At 62.4% G+C, this 24,202-nt stretch carries 36 protein-coding genes; 19 read left to right on the forward strand and 17 right to left on the reverse strand.

Annotation, left to right across the window (positions count from 1 at the left end; genetic code table 11):
* Nucleotides 1-2 precede the first annotated feature (2 nt).
* Nucleotides 3-509 (forward strand): glycoside hydrolase family protein, encoded by a 507-nt coding sequence (locus tag HT136_RS01470; RefSeq protein ID WP_214197006.1) that lies wholly within the window; start codon nucleotides 3-5, stop codon nucleotides 507-509.
* Entirely contained in the window at nucleotides 506-1,096 is a 591-nt protein-coding gene (locus tag HT136_RS01475) for a hypothetical protein (protein WP_214197008.1), read from the forward strand. The genes HT136_RS01470 and HT136_RS01475 overlap by 4 nt, the downstream gene beginning before the upstream one ends.
* Nucleotides 1,097-1,258: 162 nt before the next feature.
* Here the strand turns inward: HT136_RS01475 and HT136_RS01480 are convergent, their stop codons facing one another.
* The 15 genes from HT136_RS01480 to HT136_RS01550 all read right to left on the reverse strand — a co-directional run bounded on the left by HT136_RS01480 (nucleotide 1,259) and on the right by HT136_RS01550 (nucleotide 10,207).
* The gene (locus HT136_RS01480) at nucleotides 1,259-2,269 is read right to left on the reverse strand and encodes a tyrosine-type recombinase/integrase (RefSeq protein WP_214197010.1); all 1,011 of its coding nucleotides are present in this window, start codon (nucleotides 2,267-2,269) and stop codon (nucleotides 1,259-1,261) included.
* Nucleotides 2,155-2,544: a helix-turn-helix domain-containing protein gene (locus HT136_RS26685; RefSeq protein ID WP_425516867.1), complete on the reverse strand. Its 390-nt coding sequence runs from the start codon at nucleotides 2,542-2,544 to the stop codon at nucleotides 2,155-2,157. Before HT136_RS26685 ends, HT136_RS01480 begins: the two co-directional genes overlap by 115 nt.
* A complete protein-coding gene (locus HT136_RS01490; RefSeq protein WP_214197014.1) occupies nucleotides 2,436-3,140 on the reverse strand; it encodes a hypothetical protein in 705 nt (234 codons plus the stop codon). The genes HT136_RS26685 and HT136_RS01490 overlap by 109 nt, the downstream gene beginning before the upstream one ends.
* Nucleotides 3,133-4,143 (reverse strand): phage Gp37/Gp68 family protein, encoded by a 1,011-nt coding sequence (locus HT136_RS01495; protein WP_214197015.1) that lies wholly within the window; start codon nucleotides 4,141-4,143, stop codon nucleotides 3,133-3,135. The genes HT136_RS01490 and HT136_RS01495 overlap by 8 nt, the downstream gene beginning before the upstream one ends.
* Nucleotides 4,136-4,441, reverse strand: a complete 306-nt coding sequence (locus HT136_RS01500) for a hypothetical protein (RefSeq protein ID WP_214197017.1) — start codon at nucleotides 4,439-4,441, stop codon at nucleotides 4,136-4,138. The genes HT136_RS01495 and HT136_RS01500 overlap by 8 nt, the downstream gene beginning before the upstream one ends.
* Nucleotides 4,438-4,737: an HNH endonuclease gene (locus HT136_RS01505; protein ID WP_214197018.1), complete on the reverse strand. Its 300-nt coding sequence runs from the start codon at nucleotides 4,735-4,737 to the stop codon at nucleotides 4,438-4,440. The genes HT136_RS01500 and HT136_RS01505 overlap by 4 nt, the downstream gene beginning before the upstream one ends.
* Entirely contained in the window at nucleotides 4,734-5,048 is a 315-nt protein-coding gene (locus HT136_RS01510) for a hypothetical protein (RefSeq protein WP_214197020.1), read from the reverse strand. Before HT136_RS01510 ends, HT136_RS01505 begins: the two co-directional genes overlap by 4 nt.
* The gene (locus tag HT136_RS01515; RefSeq protein WP_214197022.1) at nucleotides 5,041-5,739 is read right to left on the reverse strand and encodes a DNA methyltransferase; all 699 of its coding nucleotides are present in this window, start codon (nucleotides 5,737-5,739) and stop codon (nucleotides 5,041-5,043) included. Before HT136_RS01515 ends, HT136_RS01510 begins: the two co-directional genes overlap by 8 nt.
* Entirely contained in the window at nucleotides 5,736-7,166 is a 1,431-nt protein-coding gene (locus tag HT136_RS01520) for a ParB/RepB/Spo0J family partition protein (RefSeq protein ID WP_214197024.1), read from the reverse strand. Before HT136_RS01520 ends, HT136_RS01515 begins: the two co-directional genes overlap by 4 nt.
* 3 nt (nucleotides 7,167-7,169) lie before the next feature.
* A complete protein-coding gene (locus HT136_RS01525; protein WP_214197025.1) occupies nucleotides 7,170-7,352 on the reverse strand; it encodes a hypothetical protein in 183 nt (60 codons plus the stop codon).
* A gap of 184 nt (nucleotides 7,353-7,536) precedes the next feature.
* Complete coding sequence (locus tag HT136_RS01530; protein ID WP_214197028.1) at nucleotides 7,537-8,553, reverse strand: DUF6551 family protein; 1,017 nt, start codon at nucleotides 8,551-8,553, stop codon at nucleotides 7,537-7,539.
* 236 nt (nucleotides 8,554-8,789) lie between these two features.
* Nucleotides 8,790-8,984: a hypothetical protein gene (locus tag HT136_RS01535; RefSeq protein ID WP_214197030.1), complete on the reverse strand. Its 195-nt coding sequence runs from the start codon at nucleotides 8,982-8,984 to the stop codon at nucleotides 8,790-8,792.
* Nucleotides 8,981-9,448: a hypothetical protein gene (locus HT136_RS01540; RefSeq protein ID WP_214197031.1), complete on the reverse strand. Its 468-nt coding sequence runs from the start codon at nucleotides 9,446-9,448 to the stop codon at nucleotides 8,981-8,983. Before HT136_RS01540 ends, HT136_RS01535 begins: the two co-directional genes overlap by 4 nt.
* Nucleotides 9,441-9,938, reverse strand: a complete 498-nt coding sequence (locus HT136_RS01545) for a hypothetical protein (protein WP_214197033.1) — start codon at nucleotides 9,936-9,938, stop codon at nucleotides 9,441-9,443. The genes HT136_RS01540 and HT136_RS01545 overlap by 8 nt, the downstream gene beginning before the upstream one ends.
* The gene (locus HT136_RS01550) at nucleotides 9,935-10,207 is read right to left on the reverse strand and encodes a hypothetical protein (protein ID WP_214197035.1); all 273 of its coding nucleotides are present in this window, start codon (nucleotides 10,205-10,207) and stop codon (nucleotides 9,935-9,937) included. The genes HT136_RS01545 and HT136_RS01550 overlap by 4 nt, the downstream gene beginning before the upstream one ends.
* 243 nt (nucleotides 10,208-10,450) lie before the next feature.
* Between HT136_RS01550 and HT136_RS26690 the strand changes: the two genes are divergently transcribed.
* Complete coding sequence (locus HT136_RS26690; RefSeq protein WP_425516869.1) at nucleotides 10,451-10,825, forward strand: NINE protein; 375 nt, start codon at nucleotides 10,451-10,453, stop codon at nucleotides 10,823-10,825.
* Here the strand turns inward: HT136_RS26690 and HT136_RS01560 are convergent.
* The gene (locus tag HT136_RS01560) at nucleotides 10,822-11,184 is read right to left on the reverse strand and encodes a helix-turn-helix domain-containing protein (RefSeq protein WP_214197037.1); all 363 of its coding nucleotides are present in this window, start codon (nucleotides 11,182-11,184) and stop codon (nucleotides 10,822-10,824) included. The genes HT136_RS26690 and HT136_RS01560 overlap by 4 nt on opposite strands.
* A gap of 382 nt (nucleotides 11,185-11,566) precedes the next feature.
* Here HT136_RS01560 and HT136_RS01565 point away from each other — a divergent pair, with 382 nt between their 5' ends.
* On the forward strand, nucleotides 11,567-11,998 hold the full coding sequence (locus HT136_RS01565; protein ID WP_214197039.1) for a phage regulatory CII family protein: 432 nt from the start codon (nucleotides 11,567-11,569) through the stop codon (nucleotides 11,996-11,998).
* On the forward strand, nucleotides 11,998-12,201 hold the full coding sequence (locus tag HT136_RS01570; RefSeq protein ID WP_214197041.1) for a hypothetical protein: 204 nt from the start codon (nucleotides 11,998-12,000) through the stop codon (nucleotides 12,199-12,201). Before HT136_RS01565 ends, HT136_RS01570 begins: the two co-directional genes overlap by 1 nt.
* Before the next feature lies 1 nt (nucleotide 12,202).
* On the opposite strand, the gene HT136_RS01575 is transcribed toward HT136_RS01570, so the two are convergent.
* Complete coding sequence (locus HT136_RS01575) at nucleotides 12,203-12,379, reverse strand: hypothetical protein (protein ID WP_214197043.1); 177 nt, start codon at nucleotides 12,377-12,379, stop codon at nucleotides 12,203-12,205.
* 89 nt (nucleotides 12,380-12,468) lie between these two features.
* Between HT136_RS01575 and HT136_RS01580 the strand changes: the two genes are divergently transcribed.
* The 14 genes from HT136_RS01580 (at nucleotide 12,469) to HT136_RS01640 (ending at nucleotide 24,172) form a co-directional block, all read left to right on the forward strand.
* Nucleotides 12,469-12,996: a hypothetical protein gene (locus HT136_RS01580; protein WP_214197045.1), complete on the forward strand. Its 528-nt coding sequence runs from the start codon at nucleotides 12,469-12,471 to the stop codon at nucleotides 12,994-12,996.
* Nucleotides 12,993-13,121 (forward strand): hypothetical protein, encoded by a 129-nt coding sequence (locus tag HT136_RS26455; RefSeq protein WP_281423352.1) that lies wholly within the window; start codon nucleotides 12,993-12,995, stop codon nucleotides 13,119-13,121. Before HT136_RS01580 ends, HT136_RS26455 begins: the two co-directional genes overlap by 4 nt.
* 50 nt (nucleotides 13,122-13,171) lie before the next feature.
* A complete protein-coding gene (gene dnaN, locus HT136_RS01585) occupies nucleotides 13,172-14,413 on the forward strand; it encodes a DNA polymerase III subunit beta (protein ID WP_214197047.1) in 1,242 nt (413 codons plus the stop codon).
* 41 nt (nucleotides 14,414-14,454) lie between these two features.
* A complete protein-coding gene (locus tag HT136_RS01590; protein ID WP_214197049.1) occupies nucleotides 14,455-14,628 on the forward strand; it encodes a hypothetical protein in 174 nt (57 codons plus the stop codon).
* Nucleotides 14,615-15,898: a CHC2 zinc finger domain-containing protein gene (locus HT136_RS01595; RefSeq protein ID WP_214197051.1), complete on the forward strand. Its 1,284-nt coding sequence runs from the start codon at nucleotides 14,615-14,617 to the stop codon at nucleotides 15,896-15,898. The genes HT136_RS01590 and HT136_RS01595 overlap by 14 nt, the downstream gene beginning before the upstream one ends.
* On the forward strand, nucleotides 15,895-16,587 hold the full coding sequence (locus HT136_RS01600) for a GapR family DNA-binding domain-containing protein (protein ID WP_214197053.1): 693 nt from the start codon (nucleotides 15,895-15,897) through the stop codon (nucleotides 16,585-16,587). Before HT136_RS01595 ends, HT136_RS01600 begins: the two co-directional genes overlap by 4 nt.
* A gap of 25 nt (nucleotides 16,588-16,612) precedes the next feature.
* Complete coding sequence (locus HT136_RS01605) at nucleotides 16,613-18,292, forward strand: DNA primase family protein (protein WP_214197055.1); 1,680 nt, start codon at nucleotides 16,613-16,615, stop codon at nucleotides 18,290-18,292.
* A 357-nt stretch (nucleotides 18,293-18,649) separates the two neighbouring features.
* Nucleotides 18,650-19,123: a hypothetical protein gene (locus tag HT136_RS01610; protein ID WP_214197057.1), complete on the forward strand. Its 474-nt coding sequence runs from the start codon at nucleotides 18,650-18,652 to the stop codon at nucleotides 19,121-19,123.
* Between the two features lie 281 nt (nucleotides 19,124-19,404).
* The gene (locus tag HT136_RS26695; protein WP_425516870.1) at nucleotides 19,405-19,644 is read left to right on the forward strand and encodes an HNH endonuclease signature motif containing protein; all 240 of its coding nucleotides are present in this window, start codon (nucleotides 19,405-19,407) and stop codon (nucleotides 19,642-19,644) included.
* A 72-nt stretch (nucleotides 19,645-19,716) separates the two neighbouring features.
* Nucleotides 19,717-20,232 (forward strand): hypothetical protein, encoded by a 516-nt coding sequence (locus HT136_RS01620; protein ID WP_214197060.1) that lies wholly within the window; start codon nucleotides 19,717-19,719, stop codon nucleotides 20,230-20,232.
* 110 nt (nucleotides 20,233-20,342) lie between these two features.
* Nucleotides 20,343-21,938, forward strand: a complete 1,596-nt coding sequence (locus HT136_RS01625) for a terminase large subunit (RefSeq protein WP_343222078.1) — start codon at nucleotides 20,343-20,345, stop codon at nucleotides 21,936-21,938.
* Nucleotides 21,935-23,218 carry a phage portal protein gene (locus tag HT136_RS01630; protein WP_214197062.1) on the forward strand — a complete coding sequence of 428 codons (1,284 nt, stop codon included), beginning with the start codon at nucleotides 21,935-21,937 and terminating at the stop codon, nucleotides 23,216-23,218. Before HT136_RS01625 ends, HT136_RS01630 begins: the two co-directional genes overlap by 4 nt.
* The gene (locus tag HT136_RS01635; protein ID WP_246543242.1) at nucleotides 23,215-23,505 is read left to right on the forward strand and encodes a hypothetical protein; all 291 of its coding nucleotides are present in this window, start codon (nucleotides 23,215-23,217) and stop codon (nucleotides 23,503-23,505) included. Before HT136_RS01630 ends, HT136_RS01635 begins: the two co-directional genes overlap by 4 nt.
* On the forward strand, nucleotides 23,495-24,172 hold the full coding sequence (locus tag HT136_RS01640) for an HK97 family phage prohead protease (protein ID WP_214197064.1): 678 nt from the start codon (nucleotides 23,495-23,497) through the stop codon (nucleotides 24,170-24,172). Before HT136_RS01635 ends, HT136_RS01640 begins: the two co-directional genes overlap by 11 nt.
* Nucleotides 24,173-24,202 lie beyond the last annotated feature (30 nt).

The raw sequence follows: 24,202 nt of genomic DNA on the forward strand, positions 1-24,202 counted from the left end.
GAATGGCCGTCGCTCTCCTGACGATGAGCGCGACCGGCTTTGCCGCGTGGCAGGCCAGTGAGGGCTTTACCGATCACGCGGTAATCCCAACCAAGGGCGACGTGCCGACCATCGGCCACGGCTCGACCTATTATGAAGACGGGACGCGGGTGAAGCTGGGCGATACCATTACGCGCCAGCGGGCGGCTGAGTTGGCGCGAAATCTCAACAAGGCCGAGGAGCGCAAGTTCGCGCAGTCGATCCCCGACGTTGAGCTGACGCAGGATGAATTTGACCTCTACATGGATTTCATCGGGCAATACGGCAGCGGGACCTGGGCGCGATCGTCGATGCGCCGTGATCTGATCGCGGGAAAGTACGTAGCCGCCTGCAACGACCTTCTGAAATACCGCTACGCGGCCGGGTACGATTGCAGTACCCGGATCAATGGTAAGCCGAACAATCGATGCTGGGGCGTCTGGACGCGCCAGCAGGAGCGCAACCGTAAGTGTCTGGCGGCGCAGCCATGAGCGTGGCCGTGATCCTTGCCTTGTTCAAGGCGCTGGGAGCCAAGCTTCTCAACGTGCTGGTCAAGTACCCCTGGCAGATCGCGCTGGCGCTGGCCGCGCTCTACGCCTGGCGCGAGCATCGTTCGGCCGTGTCGTGGCAGGGCAAGGCCTCGGCCGAGGTAGCCGCGCACCAAAAGACCAAGGCCGATTACCAGGCCGCGCAGGTCGAGGCGACAGCCAAGGCCAAAGCTGCGCGCGAGGCATGGGAATCGAAATCCGAACGACTGGCGAAGGAGGCTGACGATGCGAATGAACAAGCTGATGGTTGGCGCGCTCGCGCTCAGCGCTTCGCTGATGTTGGCGGCCTGCGGGCACAACCCGGAACCTGTTCTGGAAGTGCAGCCAGCGGAGCCGCAGCCTCAACCCAAGCTGACACTGCCCAGGGCGGTGACCGATCCGGTCCCGCTCCCGTCGTTCTCAGCCGATCCGACTTCGACATCCTGACCGGGAACACCGAGCGGCTGCTCAAGGTCCATGCCTGGGGCGAGCAGCTGATCGAGGCGGGGATGGCTGCGCAAGTGGTAACAGTCTCGACGGATGGACACTGATCTTGTAAGCGACCTCTGTCCAAGGAGGTGCTGTTGGAATTCCAACATTTGCCTTTGTTGGAAGGGTTTTGATTTTTAACGCCTAACCCACTGAAAAACCATGTGCGCGCCCGTAGCTCAGCTGGATAGAGCACGAGCCTTCTAAGAATGCATAAAGTCCAGCTATTCTGCGGCTTTGCGGCGTGATTGTGACGCCGATTGTGACCAAACATCTGCGGACACGCGATCGAAGGCTGTCTTGTGGTGAGCTGGCTCAATGTGGGCATAGCGCATTGTGACCGTCACTGAAGAGTGGCCGAGGGCTTCGCAGATATCCGCCAAGTCTGCGCCAGCCATTCGGGCCCAACTGGCGAAAGTATGCCGCAGATCGTGAAACGTGAAATCCTCGAGCTCGGCGTCGGTCACCGCCTTATCCCACTTCTTTCGAAAGTTCTTCGTGTCGAAGACGCGGCCCTTGCGGGTGGTGTCGGTTGACAGCATCGCGCGGACCTTGCCGGTCATTCTGACGGTGTGCGTCTTGTCACCCTTCACGATGACGGTGATCAGGCCGCTTGTCAGGTCGACTTCGCGCCAGTCCAGCTTCAGGATGTTCGCCTTGCGCAGGCCAGTGGCGACGGCAAAGCGCACGATCCTGGCCAGTGCTTCGTCGCAGACCGACAGCAGTTCGTGATATTCTTCCTGGGACAGGAAGCGGGTGCGATTTGGGGGCTCCTTCGCTCGGATGCGATTCCAGGCGATCTCCGGCACCTTCTGGCCGTGCAGAACCCGGGCGTGATTGAGGGCGGCCCGCAGGCAGTTGAAATCGCGGTTGACCGAGTGCGCCTGGAGGCCTTCGCCCCGGCGCTTTGCCTGGTACTCGATCATATCGGCGTTGGTGAGATCCGCGATCATCGTGTTCGGGCCGAGATGTTTCGAGATCACGGCAAGCTTGTGCTCGATGAAGTCCCTGGACTGCTGGTGCTTGCCGTGTTCCTGCCAGTATGCGCCAAGACAATCGCGCAGGCGCCAGGCGTCTGCGTACGTTTTTCGCTCCGACGCCTTGGTGCGTTCCTGGACCTCTACGATCCGCGCTTCGCGTTTCCCCGTGCAGCCCGTACTTCCTCGAAATCGAACACCGTTGACGGTGAACGAGTACTGCCAGAACGGCGAGCCGGGGCGCTGGTAGAGAGACATTCGCGGGATCTTTCGATGAACTGGGCCAGATCTGCTTCCGAATAGCGCACGTTGCGGCCAATCCGAACAAATGACAACGCGCCGTCCTGCCTGGCCTTGCGCAGGGTGCGGGTGCAGACCTTCAGCGCCTGGGCGGCTTCCTGTTCGGTGAATAGGGCGGGGGCGCTCATGCTTGTGATCCGTCGATATTGCCGGTGTGGACTTTGAACGAGATCGCGACAATCCAGGGATTGTCTTGCCATGTCTCTCCGGGCTTGGTGTGGAGGCGGTTCCATAGATGCGAAAAAATCGAAATCGCTGGGCCAATATAATTGGGATTTAAGGAGCCGTCGTTAGGGACGCATCCTTCGGCGATCGCGTCCGTCTCGCTGATCTCCCGCACCCGCTGCACGCGCACTTCGGTGACTTCCAGCCACAGGCGCGAGGCCCAGCGGGGCATGAAACGAGCGTGCCGATAGCGACCGCAGCCCTCTCGCTCGCAAGAGTTCGCGGCGCTCGCTCCATCAGCGTCGTAATGCAATGACACACGACCAAACTGCGCATTTTCGGACGCAAGTTCCGCTCCTGAGCGCGCATCCCACATCGAGTTCGTCCGCCACGCCTCTCTCACATAGAGCCGGTCGCCGGGCGCATAGCCCGAGAGATCGGGGAATAGCGCTAGGCTCGCATCGGAGCCATCCTCGGCGAACGGCCAACCCCACGAGGCAGGGTCGCTATCCTCGCCGGAGTAGGTACCCACACCGTGCGCAGCGAGGTTGACCGGGGCGGGCAGTCCTCCTTTCGGCTTAAGCAAGCGGCGCGTTTGTGTCTTTCGGCCATCCAGCAAGGCGCGCACCATCGGTGCGGAGAAGATAATGCCCTTGTCAGCCACGGTGCGCCTCCGGGTATTCGTCGTGCTCTAGGCCATCGATGGCGCGTCCAGCCTTACGCTTGCCGATCGCCATCATCGTCATGGCGCCGCTGCCTTGTTCAAATGCCGGGCGGTTGAACATTGCGCGACCGTCAAAGCGATCTGCATTGCGATGGAGCACGCACTGATCGACCTTGCACCGGCGGGATGCGTCGGGCCGTCTCTCGGGTGCCGGATGATAGGCTGCGTCAATGGCTTCATCGGACATTTCGCAGATCGGGGCCCAATCACCCCATTGCTTGAAGAAGAATGGCACACCGCAAGCCACCGCGCATTGGTCGCGCAAGGATCGGACCCAGTCTGGATGCATGGGGCGAGCGCCCTTTCCGCTTTCGCCACCCACGACGATCCAATCGATCGCTGATAATTCGCACGGATCGAACGAGATTTCTTCGAGCAGCGGCTCGCACGACAGCCAGCGCATTGCCGCTGGTGTTGCCCGCAGGTCAGCTACGCGCTCGTCAGCGCGGGCCTGATCCTCGACGCTGACACCTAACCACACGTTTGGGAGGGGTAAGCTTGAGAAGTCCAAGCCAGGGTCGCAACGCATGTCCCTGATACGCTCGGGCAACGCTGTAAGGTATCTGCGCATCCGGCCTGATCGCTTCGTGAGCACCTGAAAGGTGTGTTGCGGCGCATTGGCCATTACCGAGAACACCCGGTCGATCCAGGCATCAGGCACGCTCTCGTGGAACAGGTCGCCGTGGGCGCAGACGAAGATCATGCGGCCGCGTTTCCAGCGGAAGGGCTGGTCGAGCCAGTTTTCGTTGAAGCGAACCTCTCCGGTCCAAACCGGCCCCGCCTTCGAATCCTGCGTCAGACCAGCACGGCTTTCGTGGCGCTTCATGCGCGTGCCGGCGAGCTTCATAGCGTAGCAGTTCGTGCAGCCGGGAGAGGCGATCGAGCAACCCGTGATGGGATTCCACGTTGCTTGGGTCCATTCGATCCTGGTTCCGTCAGCCATCGTTGGTCGTCCTCTCTGCTAACGTGGCGTGTTGCTCGCGTTGAAAGTTTCCTCGGGCGCGAATGCAGTCGAGGGTTCGTTGATGGGCGGCTTGCGAAAGCAGGCCGTGAATGGTGAGCGCCGCGGCGCATTCCTCGAGGCGCTGTTCGATCGTCTGGCCGGTCCAGTCCGTGGCTGGCTGGAGGAGGATCGGGAGCGGCTGAGGTGGCTGGACCTGATGGTCGCAGGGATCCATCGCGAAGCCGGAGTGGTCCTTGAAGCCGCTGTCCTGGCAGATGGGGCAGCGCGGCGTAGTCACAGGCCGAGCCTCGCGTTGGCGGCCGCAAGCATCAGCAGCTCGCAGCCGTTGGGCGAGCGATCGGCCTTTGCGTGGTTGCAGCGGTGATGCATGACAAGCAGGTTGCCAAGGGCGTTGGCGCCGCCGGCGGCGCGGGACACCACGTGATCCAGCGTCGGACGGTTGGCTGCCGAGCAGCGTGCACCAACCGGTGCCAGGCGACGCCCGCACGATCCGCAGCGCTTGCGCTGGGCGCGGCGGAGCATGGCGACCTTCTCGCGGCGCTGGCGCGCCTTGCGTTTGGCGGAGCTGCTCATTTCTCGGTTACCGCACTGGCGAGTTTGGGCATGTGGTAACGCAGCTGCTCGCCCGCTTCGGTGAGCCAATAGCTGGATCCCATGGGCATGCCGTCATCCTCGCGGTAGAGTGGGCCATAGGTGGCGTATCCACCTTCGATCAGGCGGCGAAGGATCCGGTGCAGCTGTTCGACCGGGATACCGAGATCCTGGGCGACTTGGCGGGCGTAAGGGATCTTTTCGTCATACCAGCAGCTAAGTTCACCGATGACGCGGCAGGCTTCACCGTCTGCCATCAGGTCCAGCGCGATCTGCAATCCGGGATCAGGCATCGGCGGCCTCCCTGGCGATGCTGAGGGCGGCTTGTTCCATGCGCTTGCAGGCCGTGTCGAAGTGCGCAGGATTTTGCTCAATGCCCACGAACCGCTTGCCAGCGCGGATGGCTGCCACGCCGGTTGAACCGGTGCCCATGAAAGGATCGCAGACACTGGTACCGGAAAGATTGCGGATGATCTTGGTCATGACCGCGTCAGGCTTGACGGTGGGATGCCCGTAGATCCTGGAGGGCATTGATCCTGCCTCGATCCAGCGGTGCATGTCATGATGCTCGCCAACCGGGTGGCAGCCCTCCTTCCAGGCATGGATGTAAGGCTCTGTATCGGCGAGGTAGTGCTTGTTGCGATGCGGCGCGGGGTTTGGTTTTGCCCAGAAGTTCACGACGTAGCGCGGGAACAGGCCTGCAATGTAAGGAAGCAGCTCGTGCAGCTGATCGTTATGGCAGAACACCACGACGCCGCCGCACAGCAAGGGATTGATGATCCTGTGATCGAACCCCTGATCCAGCCCTTCCGCGACGATCTGGTCGCTGGCGCCGCGCGCCTTGCGGTATTCGCCCCCGCCCGAATTATCGAACTGGTACTGCGGATCCATCACGTCTTCGTCGAACCAACCAAGCGTCGGGCGGATCTCGTATGCGTTGCCAAGATGCAGAGTTGCGCTGCCGATCTGTTCGACGCGGGTCATGCGCCCTTCTCCTGGCCTTGGGATTCAGCGGCGGTAGCGGCCGCTTCCTCGGCGATCAGGCGTTCGGCTTCTTCCTTCTTCGCCTCGATCTCGGCCGCAGGGACGCGGACGAGGACGGCGACAAGCGCAAAATTCTCGTCCTGGGGGTCGAGCTGGACCGGGCTGCAGTACGGGCCGGGCCAGAATGCGTGGCCTTCGAAGGGTGTCCCGGTGAACTTGCCGACGTCATAGACGGCGAGTTGGGCGGCGCGGCGCTCGACCTTGTCCTCGTGTTGGCGAGCCAGGCGTTCGGCTTCCCAGTCCCGTCCTTCGCGTGGGGCCCTGGGCTTGGGCGTGTGGAAGTGGCCGATCTTTTCGATGCCGGCACCGTTGAAGGCGATCGCATAGACGGCGACGGACTTCTTCAGCTGTGCCTTGGTGGGATCCTTGTCTTCATAGTATTTGACGAAGCGTTCCATTCCGGCCGGGGCCTTTGGCCACTTCGCCTGGCTGCCGACTCCGCTGGCGAGAAGGCCGGATTTGAAGCCGTCCTTCTTTGCCTGCGGCTCTACCATGGGCTGGGCCTTCTCCTGGCCCAGCTTGGCCAGCAGCTGCAGGTCCATGATGCGCTCTTGCCCGTCCGTCCCCATGAACATTTCGGTTTCGACGCGGCCGCCGGCCTCCACATAGGCATCCACACCGACGAACTTCACCAGTCCGTCATCAAGCGAGAGGCTGTGTCCGCGCAGAGCCCCGCGTACCGATGCCGCGTTGTGGGGCTGCCAGTGGGCCTTCTGCTGGGCGGCGTAGACGGAAAGCTGCAAGGCATGATCTTCGGTGCCGGCATAGGCTTTGGCGCTTTCCACGCCGATCTGGTTGGCGCGCAGGGCCTCGAGGATCGCGGGTGCGAGCGTGGCGAGGCGCAGGCGGCCTTTGACGTGCTTCACGGTTACACCGAAGCGCTTGGCGCAGATGCCGACCGCGACCTCGTCCGATCCGAATTTTTCGACGATTACACGGAATGCTTCGAATTCGTCGGCCGGGTTCATCGCAACGCGGTGGAGGTTTTCCGAAAGCGAGGTTTCGGCTGCAGTGTCGCGCGGTTCGATCATGCAGGGCACCGGAAATGTGGGCGAGAGGCGTTCCTGCTCAACGAGCCGCTGCATGGCCTGGAAACGACGGCCACCCGCGATGACTTCGAAATGGCCTTCCCAGCCCTTGCCGCCTTCGTGCGTGGACTGGCTTTCGCCGGTGGCAAAGTGCGCCGGTATCACGACCAGGTTCTGTTTGAGGCCGCGCGCGGCGATGTTCTCGGCCAGGGAATCGACGTCGGCCGCGCGTTCGGTCTGGCGCACGTTCAAGGCGGAAAGCATCAGCCGATCGAGGGGGATCGTGGAGATTGAGCCTTCGGCGAGGTCAGCGAAGTCAGTGGCGGCAGCGGTGGGCATTCGTCAGTCCTTTCGTGGTTGATAGTGTGTTGGGTGCCCCGGGAAGGGGACGCCGCTGGAAAACACCCAGTGTTCGGCGACGAAGCGGACAAGCGCGTAGCGGCCCTCTACGAAGACGAGCTGGAAGCGCCCGTCGCGCGCCGCGTCATCGATCGGCAAAGCTTCGATCGAAACAGGGGTGGTCACGCCCCGATCCTTTTCACCTGATCGAGAAGGGTTGCCGTGCGACTGGCTCCATCGGTCCAGAACAGGGCGCTCTTGCTGGACTTGCTGTAAGGGCAGGGCGGTTGAGGGGCGCCCCTGATCCAGGCTGCGATCATGGCATCGCGACCTTCGGCCTGAAGGCGGGCCATACGGGCGCGGCGCGACATCACCAGGCGCCTTTCAACGTGCAGAACTTATCGCTGCAGGCCGCGCCTTCGCGGTGATCTACGTTGCGGTCGCACTGGTCGCACCAGCGTTTGCCAGAGACGTTCACGGGGCCTGGTTGAGGCCGGGGCTGGGCCTTTGACGGCGGTGGCGATGGCGCCGGCCGGGCCGCAGGACTGCCGCTGGACCTGGCCCACGCATTGCGAACGACAGTTTCGCTTGCTGCGGAAAGGGTGAGCCCTGTGTTCTCCACCCGAAGGGCGGTAATTTCCTTTCGCCAGTCATCCTGGCTGCGGATCGCCAGCATCGTGACGAATTTCTCGAGCCGATCGTGAGCAAAGATCCGGTTGCGGACATGTTCATCAAAGGAGACAGCGGCGATGCCCGGAAAGATGGTGCCGGCCAGTTGCAGGACCTGACCAGAGAAGGCCGAGGCAAGAATGCGAAGCGCCGTGGTGGTCCGGTGCTTGCCATGCTTGCGCCACGAAGCCTCGATGCCGGGAATGTTCGAAATCATACCGGGCTTCCACGCGGTGGGATTGCCGTGGGGTGCCAGGCACAGGCCAGCCCCTGTAATTGCATCGAGGATCGCGCAGGCTTCTTCATCGCCGCTGGCAACGGCGGCCTTGAACAGATCGAGCTTGGAGAGGGGCTTGCGCTGCTGGTTCAGCTTCACGAAGTTCGCGGCTTCAGCCGAGACGCTTGCGTAAGAGCGGATATTGCAGGGGAGTTGGGGGATGTCTCCGCGCAACTTTGCGGCCTCGAGGCGATGTTGACCATCGATGACGAAGAAAGACTCGCCATCATCGTTGAGCCGCCGGGCGACAACGAGGGGCTGGCAGAGGTCCCAATCCCAGTTCTGGGCGATGCGTCGGATGAGAGCCTGGCTGTCGCCGCCCGTCGCCGAACGCTGATATGCGCTGTCAACCGAAAGTTCAGATGGCGGCAGGAACTGCAGCACCGGCATGCGGCCAAGAGGCGGATGCATTTTCAGTTTGGAGGGCTTTGGCGTGGACATCAGACCTGTTTCCTTGGCTGTGAAGGGCGTGACGCGGCGCTGCCGCGGCTCATCGGAACCAAGGGCGAGGCGCGCGTAGGCGATCGGGGCTTGATCGGGCTGTCAGCCGTGATCGAGCAGGGTCGTGACAAGCGTGAGGATCGCCGCCACCAACATGGCGGTGCCGGCGACGGCGATCCGGGTGCGGTCCGTGTTCCGGGTTAACCGGTCCGGACCGGCGGGGGGTGGCGTTCGGTTCAAAGCGCGCGCACCAGGCCGAGGGTGATCATGGCGGGAAGGCTGATTGCGATCAGCACGACGAGGATGCGCCAGACGCCATTTGCAACGGCATACCATTCCTGAATCTGGGCCTGCAGGCGTGTTTCTTCCTTCGCGGCAGACTTTGCATCCCGCGTCAGATCAAGAACATAGAGATCGTGCCGATGCGTCATGACGCGATCCTTTCAGGTTGGGGCGGCGGCGTGCACGAGGCTGCCGTCAGAGCTACGTTGAGGCTGCGGGCGAGGATGCAAAGGTTACGCGCCCGGGCGACCCGATCAGGTGTGGTTGCCTTGGCCAGGGCGGCATCTCGGGCTTTCTCGAGCGCCTGCCGCCAAACAGCAGCCGGGCACAGGTCTGCCGCGAGATCGCGTCTGGCTTCGGACAAAGGCAGGAGGTGCCCGTAAACGGCAGGTGCGCCGTTGCCGGGGTAGTGAATGATGGTGCGGCGATAGTCCTCGACCTCGGCCGCAAGGACCTCAGGTGCATCGCAGATGAGCGCGATTGCCCGCCAAGGCGCCAGCTGCCGGGCGGCGGTAGCGGCGGGGATCTTGCCTTCCTTGACCAGGCGGTTCGCGGCAGCGGTGCGGCGCGTCAGTTCATCCCGAGCGATCGCGGTAATCGGATCGTCAGTCATCGTGCGCGCTCCCACGAAGCCGCAGCCCTACGCGCAGGGCGTAGCCGGTCCGATCCTTGCGCGATGCGTAGCCGCGGTCGCTGAGTTCGCGGCCAAAGCGGGTCTGGGGCCAGCGCGATGGATTGCATTGCGGAAGGCCGGTGCCGACCGCCCATTCGATGAAATCCCGGTAGAGTGTGGTGGAGCGGGTGGCGGCGAGGCGATCCGACAGATCGCAGCGCTGGGCCAGCCAATCCTGAACCGGGTGGCTGTTCACCGTGCGTTCGGCGATGCCGAAGGCGACGGGGCAGGCTTCGCGGAAGCGGGCTTCGGCTGCCTCGGCCTGTGCGTTGGCGTTGCGCAGGCGTTCCTGCGCAGCGACCAGGTCTTCGCTGGCGCGTCGGCGCTGCTCGTGCGTGGCCTTCACCTCCTCGGCCAGAAGGCCGAGGCGCGCGAGGTCTGGCGAGACGATGCCGCCGGTGGCGTCGTCAGGTGTGAGTGCGCGGCTCACCGGCGGCGGCCCTTGGTGCGACCCGAGGGCTTGGGAGTGGAAACGGGCGCGGCCTGTTCGGTTTCGCGCAGCTGGTGCAGATTCACCGTGCGATTGCCGCTGGCGATCTCTCGCGGGAAGCGGTGCGACTTGATCGCAACCAGGACGAGATCCGGCGCCTTGTGGGCGAGAATGCGGACCTTCTCGACGACATCGTTACCTTGAGCGTCGACACCGTCCATGTAGGCGAAAGATCCGCTGTGCGGGAATGGAGCTGGGACTTGAAGCATGTGGCCTCCTGCTTGACGAGGCCGTTTGTTTCATAATTTGAAACCTCATGTCAATGCCAATGTTTCATTTTATGAACCTTGGGCGCGAAGGGAGAGGTTCGCTGGCCGAGCGGACATTGTTGCATGAGAAATTTTAGGTGTTTGGCAGTGACGACTCGGTTACGGGTCTGTCCGCAAGCCAAGAAAGGGGGCAATGTGGAACTAGATCAACGTACTGTCGGTAGCGCAGAGGAAGAAGTGGCAATGATCGATTGCCCGTACTGCGCGGAGCCAATCAGAGCCGCAGCCAAGAAGTGCAGGCACTGTGGGGAAGTGCTGGATATAGCACTTCGTCGGGCGGAAGATGCATTGAGGGCCAGTGAGCGGTCCGGGAATGTCTATATGAATGCCGCAGTGCATTCTGGCCCATATCGTTCGCCCAAGAGCAAGCTTGTCGCGATCGTACTAGCGTTGCTGCTTGGCGGGATAGGCATTCACAAATTCTACCTCGGCCGGACTGCCTGGGGCGCTATATACCTAATTTTCTGCTGGACTTTCATACCAGCATGCGTGGCATTTCTTGAGGCAATCATCTATCTCTTGATGCCGGAAGATAAATTTCACGAAAAGTACGGCTAGCCATTCTCATTCACCCGGCGCTTGGTGTCATCGTGCACAGGCGCCGGGCGATAGGGGGAGTGAGATTGACTAGCGATCCGCATTGCGTTTTCTCGAAGGCGGCGCAGTGCAAAAGCATCTTCAGGATGCATCAGCAATTCGAATGGCTCGATATTCAGAGCAAAAGCGGCTTCATTCACCGTATCCCGTTTGTACGGTTGCTTGCCATTGATGAGGTAGGACACCTTGCGCTTGTCCCAGCCTGTTCGGCGCTCAAGCTCGGCTTGGGTCGTTTGCAGCGTTTCAATCCACTGCCGCAAAAACCAATCATGAGTGGGGGTGGTGGCCATGGTTCGATTATAGAAACGGCGCGAGGGCATGTCGTTTCCTTGAAATGAAACAGGACCTCTTGACGAGCGGTTTCATTTTATGAAACAAGGCCGGCATGAAGATAGCCGATCTCCGACGCGAGCTGAATCTCTCACTTGAGACATTTGCCGCCCACGTTGGCCTCCAATCAAGGGGGCGAATGTCAGTCATTGAGCGTGAGAACCGATGCTCTCTCGCAGTCGCTCTGCGAATTGAAGAGTTCTCCGATGGGCGGATCGATGCGGCGGAGTTGAGCGATGAGGTTAAGGCTGCTCGTCATGGATTGATAAATGCCGCACCGCGGCATGTGCCGTCCACTGGACAAACCGAAGAAAAGTCCAGCGGAGTTTCGGCGTGATTGCCCCGGCTGTCCTTGCCCGGCTGCAGCGCGGCGTGAGCGCGTCGATCTCTATCTCTGGCGGGTGCGATGGCGCCGCGGCCACGGTGGAGAAGAGCCGCACACTGACCAACAACTGGGACAACGAGAACCATCCTGACCTGCCGCGCATCGAATATGCGTTCGCGCTGGATGCCGTTGCCGTGGCGCAGGGGCATCGCCCGCCGATCCTGTCCGCGATGGCGGCCGACCTTGGCCACGTGTGCATCCGGTTGCCGAAGTGCGAGGTTGGCGAGGATGAGCTTGCCGCAGCGCTGATCGATGCGAGCGCCGAATTCGGCGACATTTCCGCCGAGATCCGCGAGGCGACGAAGGACCGCAAGGTCTGTGAGCGCGATCAGGCGCGGATCACCTTGCAGATCGACGAGGCACTGGCCTCGCTTGGCCGCCTGCGTGCTGTGGTCAACGCATGTGGGAAGGATCTGTGATGGGGATTCGTAATGTCCTTCGCCGCTGGCTCGGGGTTCCGAGCGATGCGGAGATCCGCGAGATTGTCCTGCGCGAAATTGACGCGGATGCCGTGTGGATCGAGTCCGCAGGCGCAGAAACCTTTGCCGCGCAACGCCAGCGCCGCGCGGCAAGGCGAGAAAGCGGCATCACTTGGGGCAAGCGGGAGAATACCCGTGGCTAGATCAAATTTTCCTGTTCGCTTCGGCTACCTGCTTGAAATGAAGATAAGCGTCCGTGATGTGATCACTGATCAAGGCGGTGTCCCAGCCTTTGACATCATCGCGCTGCTGAAACCAGGTTGCCCAGGTGTTGGTCAGCTGCGCTGCAACGAGCGCGGCCGTATCTTCGCTAATCGCCATTCAAGGTCCCTTCGTGCTGACGTTGACAGCGGCATGATGGCCGAAGCGGGCGGGGCGTCAAGCCTCGCCCGTGGAGGGGAGGCATGATCATGTCTAGCCGTCTCAACCAGGGTAACGCGCATTATCGCATCGGGCCCTTGACGACCTATGTGGATGCGCGCGAGCTGGAGCGGAAGTTCGAGCGTGCCGTGGCTGGTGAGCGGGTAACCTATGCGATCGGGCCGGCTGTCAGCCTGAATGCGGCCACCGCCGCGCTGGCGCGCAGCTGGCACGATGCCGGGTTGTGCCTTCTGTTGCGCGAACGGGAAGGCGGTGGCCGGGGGTTCCGATATTTCGTGCAGAAGCGCGAGCTGGCCGTTGCAGGCGCTGATGACGCAGCGGATGGCCCCGCGATCCGTGGCCGTCCGGAAGAGAAGTTGCTGCACGTGCTGGAGGACATGGCCGAGCGCGGAGGGGCATTGCCCAGCCTGGACATGCTGGCCGATCTGGCAGGGCTGCCCACGCGAAATTCGGCCGATTACCGGCTGAGGCTGCTGATCGACGGCGGGTTCGTGCGCGTGCGGCGTGACGGCCCGAACCGATTTGTGGACATCCTGAGGCAAGAGGCCGGACAGTGATGGACGATGATGACAACCGCAGCCCGCGGGCGCTGCCGATCTATGCCGTTGCCTTGGCGTTGGTGCTGGGCGGCGGGGCGCTGGGTTACGCCTGGGGCTTGGCCCAGTTGCTGATCGAGCGCTGACGCCCGGCGCCCTGCCGGGACCCGATGCTGTCTGAAATGATGAGGTGATTATGGCTACGAAACGTAGTCCGAAGACGCGCGTCCAGGCTTCGGTCCTGCACGGCGCCCTGAAGGACGTTCTGGAAATCGTCGAATCGCGCAACACGATCCCGATGTTGTCGCACGTTCTGATCGAGGTGTGCGACCAGGTTCTGACAGTGACCTGCAGCGACCTTGACCACTGGGCATCGCGCAATTGCGCGACGGGCGACCGCGACGGGCCGGATAGCCGGGATTGGCTGGCAAGCCTGAAGCCGTTTTCCGTCTGCATTCCTGCAAAGAAGCTGGCCAGCGTGCTGGCGGCGCTGGATGGCGAGGCGATGGTGCGGATCGAGGCGCCGGTTGACTGGTCGGCTCAGTGGGCGGGGCAGATTACCGTTTCGGCCGGTTCCGCACGGTTCAAGTTGCACGCGCTGCCGGCAGCGGAATTTCCGGCAGCACCGATCATGGAATGCGAAGCCGAATTCGAAATGCCGTGCAGCCAGCTGGGCGATGCTCTGGCGGCGGTGCGGCACGCGATCTCCACGGACGAGACGCGGTATTACCTCAACGGGGTGTACGTGCATCCGTTCGATCTGGACCTGCGCCTGGCGACGACGGATGGCCATCGCCTTGCCCGGGTAAGAATGGACGGGCCGGTAGGGTCAACCAGTTTTCCCGCTGCGATCGTCGCCACCAAGACGGTGGCGGTGCTGTGCAAGCTGCTGGACCATGCGGGCAAATCGGCCGAGGGAGGGGAGGGCGAACCTCCTGCGGTGCAGATCTGGGCCAATGGCAGCGGTTCGCGACTGCGCTTTGCGATGCCGACTGAAGGCGATGGCGAAGTTACCTTGATCGCGAAGACCGTGGATGGAGAATTCCCGGATTACAGCCGTGTGATCCCCGGCGCGCCGCAGTATCGCGCAACGGTGGCGCGAGCGGCGCTCGCTGGCGTTGTGAAGCGCGTGGCGGTGTTGGCCGATGGCGAAAGGCGAACCGTGCAGATCTCCTTCGAGGAGAGCCGCCTGAACGTTTCTGCGCGCTCTCCCGATTTTGGCGAGGCGAGTGAAGATCTTGCTTGCGCATATCTTGGCCCGGCTTTCGATGTCGGCTTCAACAGCAAGTACCTGCTGGCCGCCCTGGGCGCGATTGCCAGCGACACCATCGCCCTGCAGTGGGACGCGCAGGGTGACCTGCCGGTGCGATTGGCCGGGTGGGAGGATGGCGAGGAGGTCGGGGCGCTTCTTCAGGTCATTATGCCGGTGCGTGTGTGATGTCGGCCTATTCCGACATTGGGCCGCAGGGGCCGACACGCATGGAGGTCTACGCCACCGCCACCGAAGTGATCCGTATGGCCAGCATGGCGCGGGAGCTTTCGACCGCCGGGCCAGGGCTGGACGTTGCGCGGGCGATGCGGGCGCTGGGCAAGGCGGCCGAGATCTTGGCCCAAAGCGCCGTTGGTGGGAGCGATCGCGATGCCGACGGTTGACGAACGCAAGGCCGAGGTCCGCCGGCAGCTGACGATCGGCGCGGTGATCGAGCGATTCGTCAAGCTGACTGGATCCGCGACCAGCGACAGACGGCGCGGCAAATGCGAGTTCCATGGAAGCTCCTCGCTATCATTTTCGGTCAAGCGGGCGAATTCCGGTGAAGGCTTCGGGCATTGCTTTGGCTGCGGATGGCACGGTGACATGTTCACGTTCCTGATGGAGCTGAAGGGCTGGCCGTTCATGGAGGCGCTGGCCGAGCTGGAGCGCATGGCCGGGATCTGCGAGACAGGCGGCGACGACCGCGCGGCGCGGGGCACCAGGACACGGCAGAAAGTTGAACAGCCCAAGCGACCGAGGCGGCAACGTGAGCCGATCGAGCCGATCGACATGGGGCGATGGATCTGGAAGCACGCGGTGCGCGATGATCGCGCCGTGCGCCGGTATTTCATGGGGCGTGGCGTACCGCAGTCTGAGTTAGGCGCGGAGCGCCTCGCGCAATTTCGCTACATCTCCAACTGCCCGTGCGTGAGCTGGCCGCAAGGTACCGATCCGCGCAAGGCGTTGCACGCCCCTGCAGTGATCGCGTTGGTGCGGGTGCCTACGATGATGGGCGATCCACCGGCCCTGGAATGGGTGCCGGTGGGGGTGCATGTCACCTATCTCAATCCCGAGGGCACGGACACGATGAGGCGCCGGGCGCCATGGGCGCCTGCCGATGCGCCGGATCCGTGGCTGCCGAAGCGCAGGATGCTTGGCCCGGTCGGGCGCGGGTGCGTGCTTCTGGGGGAGTATCGCCAGGATGCTCGGCTGTGGATCGGGGAGGGCAATGAGACAGTGCTTTCCGGCATGGCGATCGGAAAGGCTGATGGTGGCGATGTGGGCGTTGCAACGCTGAGCCTCGACAACCTGCAGGGCGGCATCGCCAAGTGGCGCGGCGGCGTGTGGCCGCTGTTTGCGATCAAGCCCGATCCCGAGCGGCCGTGCTTTCTGGTGCCGGGCCACCGCGGTCCGGTGGTTGGATTGGTGGATGCCGATATGAGCCCGCTGAAAGGGCAGCTGAACCGGCGCACCGGAATGCGGGCAGGTGAAGCCGTGGTCGAGCATCGCGGCGGACCGATCGTGCGGCGCGAGATTACCGGTGCCGAGAGAGCGGACGTGTGCGCGCAGCTGTTCGTGAAAGGCTGGCGGGCGGCCGGGTGTCCGGCCGAGGCGGTGCGTGCGCCGATCGGCCTCGATTTCAACGATGCGATTCAGGAGGACGCAAGATGAGCGACGATCGCCTTCGCAATCTGGTCCGTGCCATTCAGGCCTACAATATTGAGATCGGCGATGCGATCGACGGCCGGCGTGGCGTGTACGAGCAGGCCAAGGCCATGGGCTATGACACGAAGACAATCCGCAACCTGGTGCGGCGCATGCGGATGAACGGTGCGGACCGCGATGCAGCCGACGAACTGCTTGCCCAGTACGAGGCCGATATGGGGATCGCCGGTAGCGCGCCAGCACATGCCGATGCGGGGCGGCCGGCCAAGCGCGAGAAGTTCGTGGCGCCGAAGGGGGCATCGAGCGAGCAGCAGCTACGCGCGATCATCAGCCGTGTGCTCGAGCTGCGCGGCGATCGCGGCGAGGTGAACGATACCATCAAGCTGGAGCTGAAGAAGGCAAAGGCAGCAGGTTTCGACCCGCGCAAGATCCAGGAGGCGTGCCTTTGGCTGGAAAAGTGCGACCGGCACGGCCGCGACATGATGCTGGCCAGTGAAGAGCTGTTCCAGATCTACCGTGATATCGGTGATGGGCCGCAGCCCGCGCCCAAGGTCGACGGCGACAGCAAGCTTGTTGCCATGTTTGCCGGTCCATCCTCGGCCGAGGGTGAGAAGAAGCCGGCATCCCAGAAACTTCGCCAGGTGAACGATGCCTTGGCGGCGGCGCAGATCAGTCGCATGATGAGGGGGAACTAGGGTGAGTTCAGATAATGACGGGCCGATGGTTCCGGTGCCCGTTGACGATCCGCTGCGCCTGGCATGGTTCGAGTGCAACGATTACGGGAACGGTCGCCGCCTCGAGGCGCTGGCCAAGGGCAAGCTGAAGTGGGTGGACGACAAGGCGTGGATCGCCTGGGACGACAAGCGGTGGTCCGATCGCGAGGGCCCGCACCGCGCGCGGCAGGTGGCGCACGAAGTGGCGATGCATCTGCATGACGAAGCCGCAGCGCTGGGCGAGCTGATCGGGGATCCCAAATCACCTGATGCGCAGGCCCTGCTCGAACGGTTTGGGGAGTGGTGCACGCCTTCGCGCGCGTTGGACCGTTTGACCCAGCTGCACAAGTGGGCGATCAAGTCCGGCAACGCCAGTGCGACCACGAACATGCTGCTTCAGGCGAAGGATCTTTCCAGTATGCGCGCGTGGTCCGAGGATTTCGACAAGGATCCGCTTACCTACAACGTGCAGAACGGAACCATTCGCTTCAGGCAAAACGATGCCGGCAAGTGGGTAGCCAAGTTCCAAAAGGGACATGAGCCGCGCGACATGCTGATGCAGATCGCCAATGTGGAATACGATCCCAAGGCCGAGTGCCCGCAGTGGACCGAGCGCCTGGAGTTCGTGCAGCCGAATGCAGAGATGCGGGCCGTGTTCCCGCGCATGTACGGGCAGACCCTGACAGGGCTGACCGACTGCGAGGAATTCTACGTTCACAAGGGACGTGGCGGCGACGGCAAGACCAAGACGCACGAGATCATCTGCGACCTGCATGGCGATTATTACCGGCACAGCCCGGTGAAGACGTTCCTTCAGGCGAGCTTCCAGAAATCGGGCAGCGAGCACCGATCCGACCTTGTGCGCCTGTCTGGCGACGTCCGTTTCGTGCTTTGTGACGAGCCGCCGCCGCGCGTGACGTGGGACGGCGAGACGATCAAGCAGGTGACCGGCGGCGGCACGTTGACCGCGCGCGGATCCGGCGAGAAAACCGAAGTGACGTTCAAGCCGAGATGGAAGCTGTTCGTAGAGGTGAACCCGCTGCCTTCGATGCCCAGCGACGACAAGGGCTTCCGGCGGCGATTCCGCCTGATCCTGTGGGAGGTGGACATCAGGCTGTCACCTGCCGGCTTCGAGCCGCCTGCGCAGCTGCGAGAGCGATTGCTGAGCGAAAAGAGTGGTATCCTGAACTGGATGATCCGGGGGTGCCTGGAATGGCTTGGCGATCGGCGCGTGCCCATGCCGCATGTCGAGATGGAGGCCCTGACCGACTTCTGGGCGCAAGCAAGCCCGCTGGGCGAGTGGATCGATGCCAGGGCTGACCTGACCGACCGCGATGCCTCCACCAGTTCGAAGGTGCTGCTCGAGGACTTCAAGCAATGGATGGAGCGCAATGAGTTTGACGAGGAGCAGCGCAAGAAGTGGAACGCGACCAAGTTCGGCCGTGATCTGACACAGCGCCAGATCATCGGTGTGAAGGATGGCAAGGGCAACAAGGTGCGCAAAGGCATCAAGCTGCGCGTGGAAGACCCGTTCGCGGCGGTGGAGGCTTATAGCCCTGCCGATAGGTCAAGCCATGGGTCGGCGGAGCCGACCGCGAATTTTGGCGCTGATCGGGCCAGTGGCGAGAGCAATCTGGGGGACTGGGACGGCCCGCAGTTCGACGACGACATGCTCGGCGATGATTGAGATGGCTTGGAATACGGACTGTAATACGGACGGTTACGGACTGTTTGGCCTCTACCGTCCGTTATTGCGGGGTGCGGGGGCAAATGGCACACTTGCGAGGTGTGATTTTTGCACTCAGCTACACCGCGCCGGACGGTTGGAACGGATTGTTACCGGATTGTTTCGAGATCAACAGTCCGTTGCCCGGCTCGGCAGAAACGCTGGGCTTCAGACAAGTAACGGACGGTTACGGACGGTTCGCATAGCCCATGATGCCCATGTGCCCCCGCGTGCGCAGGCTTTTCGGACCTATGCACCCGTTTACCGTCCGTCACCTTCTCAACCTCAACTCCAAGCTTAAATATTATGGGGAAAATTATGACCGTGGTGACATGGCAAGAGGCCGAAGACATGCTGATGGCCGCAGTCGAGTACCTGGGCGCCATGCCTGACCGGGAGCGAGCGTGGCTGGCGGCAGGGCAGCGCACGGCGTGGCCCGCCATCGTACGCGATCGGTGGGCTGACTATGCCGATGATGAGGCGAGCCCTTCTCCTCAGCTGACCAGGCGCTGTGCGGGCCTTGTGGAGCGGATGCTGACCGGTGATCGGCCGCTTGCGAATGCGATCCCCGAAGGACACCGCCCCTTGGTGGGGCTTGTGATCATCATGAAGCGCTGGCCTGGGCCTGATGGCTTCGGATGGGATCGTGTGTATCGGGCCTTAGGAGGCGAGCTCTACAATCTTGCGCGTCGGGCCGTATTGCCGACTACCAGTGATGGCATGCGCAAGGCGTACGAGAGGGCAATCGGGCGGCTGACTGTGGCGCTGGATCGAGAGCCGGTGGCGCTTTGAACAGAGCGTAAGGTTCGCGACTCGGCTCAAGTCCTTTGTTCAATCGGTCAAGAGTCGAAGATTTTGAACACGAAAATAAAGGGTGTCCGTTTGAACAGGTTTTCGGGTTAGCCAGTGGGCACGCTGATCGACGTATGCCGGGCGGCGTTCGGCTTTCTCTCCCTGGAATGGCGGGCGGTGGTGGCTTTCGCTACTGCCGCCCGTTTCTGTTTGGAGCCATGATGGGTCGTCTCAAGTCCATGCCCTCTCGCCTCGGCGCGTTGTCCTCGAGGGTGAAGGCGATGCCGAAGGTGGCGGATCGGTTCTACCAATCGGCAGAGTGGGCTGAGGCAAGGCGACTGCAGCCTGACAAGTGGTGTGCGGTGTGTGGTTCTACCAAGCGGCTGATCCTCGACCACAAGGTTGAGCGCAAGGACGGCGGAGCCGACTTCGATCCAGCCAATCTCGAATGGCTGTGCCAACCCTGCCACAACCGGAAGACGGCTGAGGCGAGGGCGAAGCGAGCGCGTGGCGGTCGCTGACGGGGGGAGGTCGAAAGTTCACAGGGCTGGTGGCCTCCGGACCGCCGTCCCTCTCATTCGGAGATTTTTTTCGTGTCGGATGAAGTTTCAGGCAAGGGCGGGGCGCCGGCGTGGCTGCCATTCGACTTGCTTGGCCATCCCGTGCCCGCGAACAAGGGGGCGAAGGCGCGCCCGCAGCATGCGCCAACCGCAGAAAACCTAGAGAAAATCATCATACTGCTTGGGATGGGAAGGAGCGAGGCGGACTGCGCGGCAGCAATCGGGCTGTCAGTGCCGACGATGAAGAAGCACTATTTTTCACATGCCGAGGTCCGCAAGGCGAAGCGCCATGCCGGTCTGGTTCTGGAAGCCGAACTTCTGGCCCGGCTCAATGAACAGTCGCTGGCAGGTAAGACGTCCGCGACCGAAAAGCTGCTGAAGCGTCTGGACAAGGCAAGGCTGGGACCCGTCCCAACGGCCCAGACGAGGGCTAGCAAGCGCAAGGGCGTGAAGGAAGAGCGCCGCGATGCCGCATATGACGCGGGCCGTGGGGATGATGGCTGGGGGCCGCTCTTGCATGGTGAAATAGGCCGGACCCTTCCCAACTGATGCACATTGAGCCCTGGAGCTTTGCTTGCCCCGACTGGAAGGAGCGACTGCGGCGGGGGGGGAGCCTGGTTCCCGATCTGCCGTTAGATAGGCCGCTTGCAAGCCGGGCGGTGAAGATCTTCAACAAGCTACGCCTGCCGGACGTGGCGGGGCAGCCGGAGCTACGCGATGCGGCAGGCGACTGGCAGCGCGATCTTGTCGCCGCGATCTTCGGGTCGGTGGTCGGGGGGCGGCGGATGGTGCGCAAGGTACTTTGCCTTGTGCCCAAGAAAAATTCAAAGACGACAGGGGCGGGCGCGATAGGCGTTACGGCGCTGCTCATGGATGCGGCTCCGCGACAGTCTTACTTCATCTATGGGCCGACGCAGGAAATCGCACTTCGAGGGTTTGAGCAGGCGAGCGGCATGATTGGAGCCGATCCGGTCTTGCGTGAGCGCTTCCATATCCAAGCGCACCGCAAGGCAATTGTGGATCGGGTCACAGAATCCACGCTGAAAGTACAGACGTTCGATGAGCGAATTGCCACGGGAGGCATTCCGAAGGGGGTGATCGTCGACGAGCTGCATATCCTGGGCAAGGTGCACTACGCGAGCCGCGTGCTGGGGCAGATCTGGGGCGGTATGGTCGCTAGGCCGGACGCCTTCATGCTGGAGATCACGACACAGTCGGATGAGCCGCCTGCAGGCGTTTTTCGCGAAGAATTGATGTTGGCGCGCGGCGTACGGGACGGGCGCGTTACCGGAGAAGGGGCTACGGTCCTGCCGGTGCTATACGAGTTTCCCGAGGAGTTTCAGACCGACCGAGAGCAGCCATGGAAGGATCCCCAATACTGGCCCATGGTTCTACCGAATCTGGGCCGTTCGGTTTATGTCGATCTACTTCGGCCCCAGTTCCTGGAGGCGATAGAGAAGGGCGATGCCGAACTGGCCCGCTGGGCTTCGCAGCACCTCAACATCGAAATCGGACTCGGGCTTCACGCACAGCGCTGGCGCGGGGCAGATCACTGGCTGGCGGCGGCCGAGCCGGCCTTATCGCTGGATGACCTGCTAGCACGCTGTGAAGTTGCTGTTTGCGGCATTGACGGGGGCGGCCTGGATGACCTTTTCGGGCTGAGTGTCGTGGGGCGTGAACGCGACACCGGAATCTGGCTTTGCTGGTCAAGAGCCTGGGTGATGAGAGAAGTCCTCGAGCTTCGTAAGGATGTTGCCCCCCGATTGATGGATTTCGCTGCGGAAGGCACCCTGACGCTTTGCGATGATGCCACACAGGATATCGAAGAGGTCGCTGCGATCGTGGCGAAAGTTAGCGAGAGCGGTCTCCTGCCCGAGAAGGGGGGAGTAGGGCTGGACCCGCTAGCCGTGGGAGCCCTGGTCGACGAGTTGATCGGCAACGGCCTCAGCGACGAGCAGTTGGTCGCGGTTGGGCAAGGTTTCAAGTTGTCTTCGGCGGTCTGGAGTTCCGAGCGAAAGCTGCGCGACGGAACACTGCGCCATGACGGATCGAACATGATGGCCTGGTGCGTTGGCAACGCGAAGGCCGAACAGCGAGGTAACGCGGTGTACATCACCAAGGAAGCGGCGGGCAAAGCGAAGATCGACCCGCTTTGCGCCTTGTTCAATGCCGTGAAGCTGATGGAGCGTAACCCAGTGGCCGGCGGCAACGAAGTTTCGGTCGGTGATTGGATCGCCGGGATGCGGGCGGCGTGAGCGGGTACAAGTTGTCCCGTGCGGCCAGCGAGGCGCAAGCCAGTTGGGATCGCACCAGGGCTGCGCCTGTGAAGGCGACATGGACGCCGGAGAGTGGCCGTGTGTCCATGCACGATGGGGATAATTTCAGGACGAACCAGGTATCGGTGGCCGAGTGGAGTGACCGCATTGCCCGGAGCAACCCATTGGGCCTTTCGGCGACATACGCTTGCGTGAACCTGATCGCCGGTACGATTGCAAGTCTTTCGGCGACGGTCTTTCAGGCGGACGGGGATGGCGTCCGCCGCGAAGCGACGCGCCATCCCCTTTATTGGCTGCTGAAGCTCGATCCGAATTTTGACGACAGTGATTATGATTTCTGGGAGTTTCTCTCTGCCTCGGTCGAACTGCAGGGCAACGGTTATGCCCGGATCGATCGCAACGGGGCCGGACGGATTTCAGCCATTACGCCCGTGTCGCCGATCGGAATGCAGGTGCGCCGACTGTCTTCGGGCGTGGTGCAATACGAGTGGGTAGAGGACGGGCAGACCTGGTTGCGGAGCCAGGAGAGCATGCTTCACATTCGGGGGTTCGGTGGGGATCGTCTCAAGGGCGGATCCACCCTTTCCATGTGCGCGTCGGCATTTCATTCGGCCATGGATACGCACTCGACGGCCAGTCGCATGTTCGCCAACAGCGCACTTCCGAGCGGTGTGCTTTCCACTGAGACCCGGCTTGATGGACCGCAGCGGGCTGAGCTGGAAAGCTTGCTGCAGGACAAATTCATGGGAGCCATGAATGCCGGGCGGCCAATGCTGTTGGATGGCGGGCTGAAATGGGAAGCGCTTACCATCACGCCCGAGGATGCGCAGCTGCTCGACAGCCGGAAATTCAGCGGCGAGGAGATCTGCAGGATATTTGGCGTGCCGCCGGCCATGGTTGGTTACGGCGACAAGTCTTCGAACTGGGGCACCGGCAAGGAAGCCGACGTGCTGGGCTTTATCAAGTTCACGTTGCGCAAGCGTCTTCGGCGCATGGAGCGCGCGCTGATGAAGCAGCTTTTGACCAGGGCCGAGCGGCAGGCTGGAATGACGATCGAGTTCAACCTGGAGGGGTTGCTTCGCGGTGACAGTGCCGGCCGCGCAGCGTTTTACAACATCATGGTCAGGATTGGCCTGATGACCCGAAACGAGGCGCGGCGCCTCGAGAATTTGCCACCGATACCAGGGGGCGATGTGGCGATGGTGCAGATGCAGGACGTACCTCTTGAAGCCGCTGTAGAGCAGACGGGAGACGAATGATGGCCAAGGGCATTCCATTCCCCGAGGCGAACATGGTTCTTGGCCCGCCGACACCGGAAGATGGCGTAGCGGGAACGGTCTATTCGTTGCATGTGCATCGATATCGCGACCTCGACAACCGTCCCCACGTGCTTAGCAAGTGGGAGTTCACGCCTGAAGAGATTGAGGAAATCAATCGAACTGGCTGCGCCTGGTTCGGCTCTTGGGGCGAGACGCACCCGCCGATCTGGATTTCGGGAAAAGATCCGTTTGTTCAGCGGTCGAAGGATGATGAGAATGCAATTTAAGCAGACCGCGCTGAAGGTGCGCGACTTCGATCTTTCGGTGAAGGCCGAGGACATTACCGACGATGGCCTCTTCACCGGTTATGGCTCAGTTGCGGGTGTGATCGACAGTTACAACGAGGTTGTCGCGAAGGGAGCGTTTCGCAAGAGCCTTGCCGATCTGAAGGCGAAGCGGCGCAAGGTGCCTGTTCTGTGGCAGCATCGTTCCGGAGAGCCCATCGGGGTTTACGACACGCTGAGCGAGGACGATACGGGCCTTCGCGTCGAGGGCCGCTTGCTGGTGGACCACGTGTCCCAGGCGAAGGAGGCCCACGCATTGATGCGTGCGGGTGCCGTGACCGGGCTTTCGATCGGCTACTGGGTCCGGAAGTCATCCTACGATGAGAAGACTGGCATTCGCACGCTGCTGGAGCTGGATCTTGTCGAGGTGAGCCTGGTGACATTCCCGGCCAATGACGAAGCGCGGATTGACGCGGTCAAATTCAAGCTGGCCCATGGCGAGCTTCCTACTCTTCCCGAATTCGAACGGCTCCTGCGCGAGGCAGGCTTTTCGAAAACGAAGGCGGCAGTTGTTGCTGCACATGGCCTTCCGCATCTGCTCCGGAGTGAGTCCGGCGGAGCCTCCGATGCCAGTGGTAGCGACTTTCTGAAGGCGCTGCTGGCGAACTGACACACGGGCAGGGTGCCTGCCAATCCAAAG

The sequence above is a fragment of the Novosphingobium profundi genome, assembly GCF_018491765.1.
In the GTDB taxonomy this organism is placed as follows: Bacteria; Pseudomonadota; Alphaproteobacteria; order Sphingomonadales; family Sphingomonadaceae; genus Novosphingobium; species Novosphingobium profundi.